5 protein-coding genes, 1 pseudogene and 1 other annotated feature (1 of these 7 cut by a window edge) are annotated in these 6,759 nt (G+C 34.1%); of the genes and pseudogenes, 4 read left to right on the top strand and 2 right to left on the bottom strand.

Annotation, left to right across the window (positions count from 1 at the left end; translation table 11 throughout):
* Positions 1–273 (bottom strand): annotated as a pseudogene (locus FD18_RS03780) (helix-turn-helix domain-containing protein); the annotation flags it as partial.
* A 262-nt stretch (positions 274–535) separates the two neighbouring features.
* On the opposite strand from FD18_RS03780, the gene FD18_RS03775 reads away from it, so the two are divergent.
* From FD18_RS03775 to FD18_RS03760, 4 genes are all read left to right on the top strand, one after another.
* Positions 536–1,930, top strand: a complete 1,395-nt coding sequence (locus FD18_RS03775; RefSeq protein WP_057718704.1) for an amino acid permease — start codon at positions 536–538, stop codon at positions 1,928–1,930.
* Complete coding sequence (locus FD18_RS03770) at positions 1,920–3,299, top strand: amino acid permease (RefSeq protein WP_057718703.1); 1,380 nt, start codon at positions 1,920–1,922, stop codon at positions 3,297–3,299. Before FD18_RS03775 ends, FD18_RS03770 begins: the two co-directional genes overlap by 11 nt.
* 164 nt (positions 3,300–3,463) lie before the next feature.
* Entirely contained in the window at positions 3,464–4,189 is a 726-nt protein-coding gene (locus FD18_RS03765; protein WP_057718702.1) for a gamma-glutamyl-gamma-aminobutyrate hydrolase family protein, read from the top strand.
* A 16-nt stretch (positions 4,190–4,205) separates the two neighbouring features.
* Positions 4,206–5,606 carry an APC family permease gene (locus FD18_RS03760; RefSeq protein ID WP_057718701.1) on the top strand — a complete coding sequence of 467 codons (1,401 nt, stop codon included), beginning with the start codon at positions 4,206–4,208 and terminating at the stop codon, positions 5,604–5,606.
* Positions 5,607–5,651: 45 nt separating this feature from the next.
* Here the strand turns inward: FD18_RS03760 and asnA are convergent, their stop codons facing one another.
* Entirely contained in the window at positions 5,652–6,662 is a 1,011-nt protein-coding gene (gene asnA / locus FD18_RS03755) for an aspartate--ammonia ligase (protein ID WP_057718700.1), read from the bottom strand.
* A gap of 58 nt (positions 6,663–6,720) precedes the next feature.
* Positions 6,721–6,759: a binding site (T-box leader), on the bottom strand; it runs 203 nt beyond the window's last position.

The raw sequence follows: 6,759 nt of genomic DNA, 5'->3' as shown, positions 1-6,759 counted from the left end.
TGAGAAAGTCTGATTTGCGCCCACAATTTTTACGATGAGCTTGATATGCATCATGTCCTTGAGAGGCCTTATATCTTTTGACTTTGCCATGATACAGTTTTACAGTACCGCGCTTAACCTCATAGCTGATAGTAGAAGGAGAACAGTTAAGTTCACGGGCAATTGCACGCAAAGACCACCCATCTTTCAAACGCATTGAATAATAACTCTTTCCTCGAATGATAAATGCTTGCCTTTAAGGTGCTGATTCATGGTAGAATGTAAAGAGTCCATTTTGACCTCGTTTCTAAATGTTGTGTGGTAACTACATTCTATCAAACAGGTCCGAATGGACTTTTTATTTTTCTAAAGTGTTCAATTTGATTTTACAATCAACGAAAAAATAAAAATAAATTTTTTAGATACTTATTTTTTGTTAAAAAGTTCTTGGCATTACTGTCTACCTGTATTAAAATGGCATTAATCAATTTGTTGATATTTAAAAACTAGCTCTCACTTGACTGCTAGTTTTTTTTATAGGAGTGGCATTTAAGTAATGAAAAATAAAAAGTCAATGCCTAAGTTAAAACGTTCTATGACTGCTGGTCAGATGGAAATGATATCTTTAGGCGGAGCAATCGGGGTTGGGTTATTCATGGGCTCTACCTCTACTATTAAATGGACAGGTCCTTCTGTATTATTAGCCTATATGTTTGTGGGATTAATCTTATATATCGTAATGCGTGCATTAGGAGAAATGTTATATGTAAATCCAGGGACTGGGTCTTTTGCAGATTATGCAACTGAATATGTGCATCCATTAGCTGGATACTTAGCTGAATGGGCAAATGTCTTTGAATATATAGTTGTAGGAATGTCTGAAGTGGTCGCGGCAACAGAGTACTTAAAATTTTGGTGGCCGCAAGTTAATGCATTTTGGTCAGGGATAATTATTATTTTGTTTTTAGTTTTGGCAAACTTGGCTAGTGCTAAGGCATATGCCTCTCTTGAATTCTGGTTTGCAATGATTAAAGTTGTAACTATTATTTTGATGATTATTTTAGGCTTTATTGTTATTTTCTTTGGCGTGGGTAATGGTGGAAAGCCAACAGGTTTTAGTAATCTGTGGTCTCACGGAGGCTTCTTTACTGGTGGAGTAAAAGGATTTTTCTTTTCAATGTCAATTATTGTAGGTTCTTATGAGGGAATCGAATTGTTGGGTATTTCTGCTGGTGAAGTTGCTAATCCAAAGGATGCTGTTGTAAAAAGCGTAAAATCAGTTTTATGGCGAATCTTGATTTTCTACGTTGGTGCAATTTTTGTTATTGTGACTATTTATCCATGGAATGAATTAAGCAATATTGGATCACCCTTTGTAACTACTTTTGCCAAAGTTGGAATTACGGCGGCTGCAAGTATTATCAACTTCGTTGTTTTAACGGCAGCTTTATCTGGTGCCAATTCTGGAATATATTCGTCTAGTCGAATGTTGTTTAAATTAGCTCATGATGGGGATGCTCCAAAGACATTTGGTCATATTTCGAAGCGTATTGTACCTAATCATGCTATCTTAGGTATTTCTGGGGGAATATTGATTGGATTTATTTTAAACATGATTGCTGCTACGATAAGTAAATCTACGCAAGATCTATTTGTCATTGTTTTCTCGTCCTCTGTCTTGCCAGGAATGATACCATGGTTTGTAATTTTACTTGCAGAATTAAAATTTAGACGTAACAATAAAGATTTATTAGTAGATCATCCGTTTAAGTTACCATTATATCCTCTGTCTAATTATTTTGCGTTTGTAATGTTAATAGTTATTGTAATATTCATGTTAATTAATCCAGAAACTAGAATTTCTGTTTTAGTTGGAGCCGCTGTACTAGTTATAGCAACAATTGTTTATCTAATACGACATAAAAAGGATGGAGTAATCAATGAAAGATAATAAAAATCATCCGCCTAAATTAAAAAGATCCATGACTGCTGGTCAAATGGAGATGATATCATTAGGTGGAGCAATTGGTGTTGGTTTATTTATGGGATCAACATCAACTATTAAGTGGACTGGACCATCTGTATTATTAGCGTACATGTTTGTCGGATTAATCTTATATATTGTAATGCGTGCATTAGGTGAAATGTTATATGTAAGTCCAGGTACAGGATCATTTGCAGATTATGCAACTGAATATATTTCTCCATTAGCTGGATATTTGGCTGAATGGGCAAACGTATTTCAGTATATTGTTGTTGGTATTTCAGAAGTTGTGGCAGCAACAGAATATTTAAAATTTTGGTGGCCTAAAGTTAGTGTTTTTTGGTCTGGGATAATTATTATTGTATTTTTATTATTAGCAAATTTAGCTAGTGCGAAAGCATATGGAGCATTAGAATTTTGGTTTGCAATGATTAAAGTAGTGACAATTATCTTAATGATTATTTTAGGGCTATTAGTAATTCTAGTTGGTGTCGGTAATCACGGACATCCTGTAGGTTTTAATAATTTATGGTCTCATGGAGGATTCTTTACGGGTGGAGTAAAAGGCTTTTTCTTCTCGATGGCAATAATTGCTGGTTCTTATGAAGGAATAGAGCTTATTGGTATTTCTGCTGGCGAGGTTGCAAATCCTCAAGAAGCAATTGTAAAGAGTGTAAAATCAGTTTTATGGCGAATCTTGATTTTTTACGTTGGTGCAATTTTTGTAATTGTGACTATTTATCCTTGGGACCAACTAAGTAATATTGGCTCACCATTTGTAGAAACTTTTACTAAGGTAGGAATTACGGCAGCTGCAAGTATTATCAACTTTGTTGTTTTAACAGCAGCCTTATCTGGTGCAAATTCCGGTATATATTCATCTAGTCGAATGTTGTTTAAACTTTCGCATGAAGGAGAAGCGCCAAAAACTTTTGGAAAGTTATCAAAGCATATTGTTCCTGATCGTGCAATAATTGGAATTACAGCTGGCATTTTGATTGGTTTTATTTTGAACCTAATAGTTTCAACTATGAATAAATCTATGGGAGAACTATTTGTAATAGTCTATAGTTCTTCTGTGTTACCAGGGATGGTAGCGTGGTTTGTAATATTAATTGCCGAATTAAAATTTAGAAAAAACAATTTACATTTAATGGAAAAACATCCATTTAAATTACCTCTTTATCCTTATTCAAACTATTTTGCTTTTGTAATGTTGTTAGTAATTGTAGTTTTTATGTTTGTTAATCCAGAAACTAGAATCTCTGTAGCGGTAGGAGGGGGAGTACTAGTATTAGCAACGATCATTTATCTAATTAAACATCGAAAGAAATAATTTTAAAATCATCCTCTGTAAGAAAGAGGGTGATTTTTTATAAGACATAATATTAGCTTATAGTGAGAAAATAGTGTTAATTTTAGCTTGTAGTATTTACGCATTAAAAGTTTTAATTTATAATTAATTCAACTGTTAAAAAGTAAGTTAAAGGAGATAGCAACATGAAACCAATTATTGGTATTTCTGGTTCTGTAATTATTGATGATGGTGGAATTTTTCCAGGCTATCGTCGTAGCTATGTTAATGAAGATTATGTTGATTCTGTCGTCCAAAATGGCGGAATACCCTACATTATTCCTTTTAATGGGGATGAAGAAGTAATTAAGGAACAGCTTTCAAATGTTCAAGGATTGATTTTATCTGGAGGACATGATGTTGATCCTCATAACTATGGTGAAGAACCTGAACAAAAATTGGGAGATATTTGGCCTGAGCGTGATCAATTCGATATGCGTTTATTGAAATTAGCTGAAGAAAAGGAAATTCCAGTTTTAGGAGTCTGTCGTGGTGCTCAGATAATAAATGTTTATCACGGTGGAACGCTATATCAAGATCTCAGTTATAGAAAAGAGAAAACGTTAAAGCATAATCAAGGACAGACACCTACTTTGCTTACACATACTGTAAAAACAGTTGTAGGTACAAAAATTGCTGAATTATTGGGGAAAGAAAAATTGCAAACTAATTCTTTTCACCATCAATTAATTAAAGATGTTGCACCTAATTTTAAAGTAGCCGCTCGCTGTGTAGATGGAGTAGTGGAGGCAATTGAAAATGAAGATGCGTCAGTCATTGCGGTTCAATGGCATCCTGAAATGCTTCACCGAGTAGTTTCTTATCAAAATAACTTATTTAAATATATCATTGATATGGCAAAGACAAAGTAGAGGAAATTATTAATAAATGAATGAAAAAGAAACAAGTAAATTAGGTTTTTGGTCTATTGTACTCTTAGCCATTAATTCAATTATTGGCTCAGGAATATTTTTGACACCAGGTAGCGTTGTTCAACAAGCTGGGTCAAAAGCCTTAATTGTGTACTTTATTGCTGCAATTTTCGCTTCAATTTTAGCTATATCTTTTGCGGCAGCAGCAAAGTATGTAACTAAATCTGGGGCTGCTTATGCATATTCAAAAGCCGCTTTTGGAAATAATGTCGGTTTCTATATGGGAATTTTACGTTACTTTTCTGCAAGTGTAGCTTGGGGTGTAATGGCAGTTGGGGTTATTAAATCTACTATTTCTATTTTTGGTGGTAACCCAAATGAGACAATGAGCGTAACTATTGGCTTTTTGATATTGATGGCCGTTATTACGATAATTAATTTATTTGGTCAAAAAGTTGTTAAGTATGTTATGAACTTAGCGACTATTGGTAAGTTAGCTGCTCTAGTATTAATTATTATTGCAGGGGTAGTTTTATTAATTGTAAGTGGTGCTTCAAGTAATTTAAGTCAGGTAGATCAGATTACTCAAAATGGTCAAAAGATTGTTCCTACTTTAACTACTACAGGTTTTGTAATGGCAATCGTATCTGCCTTCTATGCCTTTACTGGATTTGAATCAGTTGCTTCTGGGTCAGATGATATGAAGAATCCTGCTAAAAACCTTCCACGTGCTATTCCTTTAGCAATTATTGTTATTGCAATCATTTATATTGGCGTTGTTGCTGTTGCAATGATGCTCGATCCCAAAGCATTAATGACAACAAGGCAAGTTGTTGCAATTGCTGCTATCTTTAAGAATGAAATTTTAAGGGATGTTATCTTAGTTGGTGCTTTAGTTTCAATGTTTGGTATTAATGTTGCTTCTAGTTTTAATGCTCCACGAATTTTAGAAGCGATGGCACGTGAAAACCAATTTTCAAAAGCTTTAACTAAAAGAACCAAGAATAATTTTCCAATTAGAACCTTCTTTATTTCAGTATTGTTAGCTATTTTAATTCCAATGGCTTTTGAATATAATATGGTCAATTTGATCACATTGAGTGCGATGGTACGTTTTTTGGGCTTTATTGTTGTTCCATTAGCTGTTATTCAATTCTATCGTGGAAAGACAGCAGAGCCTGTTTTAAATGCACCAAAAAATGTATGGACTGATGTATTTATTCCTATTCTTTCAATTATTTTAGTATTATTCTTGCTAGTAGAATACAATTGGAAAGCCCAATTTGGTGTGGCCAATGCACAAGGACAAGTAATAGGCATTAACTGGTATGCTGTTGCAATGATGATTTTTGGATTTATTCTTTTACCTCTAATTATGTTTATTATCTCTAGAAAAGATCGTAAAGCTAGTAAATAACGAAAAAGACTGTTAAGCCTATTGGCTTAGACAGTCTTTTTTGTGCTATAGAATTTTGATGTCAGCAGCTTCACATGATTCAATCATTTTGGGAGGCCAAATACTAGCTTGGACTTCACCAATATGAGCTTTTCCAAGCAAAAGCATACATAAGCGAGATTGACCAATTCCACCGCCAATTGTATAAGGAAGTTCACCATTTAAGAGCATTTTATGGAATGGTAAAGTGGCTCGCTCTTCAGCATGAGCTTTTTTAAGTTGTTCTTTGAGTGATTCTTCACTTACGCGAATTCCCATAGAAGAAATTTCAATTTTACGTTGTAATGGTTCATACCAAAATAGTAAGTCACCGTTTAATTCCCAGTCATCGTAATCTGGTGCACGACCATCATGTGGCTTACCGCTACGCTTTAATTTATCGCCAATTTTCATTAGGAATACTGCTTTTTTCTCTTTAGCTATTTTATCTTCACGTTCATCTGGCGTTAGATCAGGCCAGCGATCTTCTAAATCTTGAGTAGTAATGAAGGTAATGGTATTTGGTAAATGATAAGTAGAACTAGGGTAACGTGCAGCAACTTCTTTTTCAGTTTCTTTTATTGCTTTAAAGATTTGCTTAACAGTAGTTTTAAGAGTTTCAATATTACGTTCATCTTTAGAAATTATTTTTTCCCAATCCCATTGATCAACATAAATTGAATGAAAATTATCTAAATCTTCATCACGTCTAATGGCGTTCATATTAGTGTAGAGGCCTTCATGAATACCGACGCCATAACGCTTAAGAGCTAAACGCTTCCACTTAGCTAAAGAATGCACAACTTCAATTGTGTCGTCGGGTATTGCTTTCATATCAAAAGACACTGGACGTTCAATACCGTTTAAGTTATCGTTTAGACCAGTAGACTTTTCAACGAACATTGGTGCTGACATTCTTTGAACATTTAAATTTTCTGCAAGTTTATCTTGAAAAGTTTCTCTAATGAAAACAATTGCGGCTTCAGTGTCACGAATGGTTAAACTTGGATGATAATCCTTAGGTAAGATAAGTGTCATAAATAAAACTCCTTAGAAAGAATTTAAGAGTAAAGAAAAAGCCCTTCACCCCTGATATTCTCAGGACGAAAGGCTTTTTTCCGCGGTACCACCTAAA

Origin of the sequence: Lactobacillus taiwanensis DSM 21401, from assembly GCF_001436695.1 — a bacterium.
GTDB classification, from domain to species: domain Bacteria; phylum Bacillota; class Bacilli; order Lactobacillales; family Lactobacillaceae; genus Lactobacillus; species Lactobacillus taiwanensis.
The sequence above is the reverse complement of the archived record's forward strand: the minus strand, read 5'-3'. Positions and strand labels throughout refer to the sequence as shown.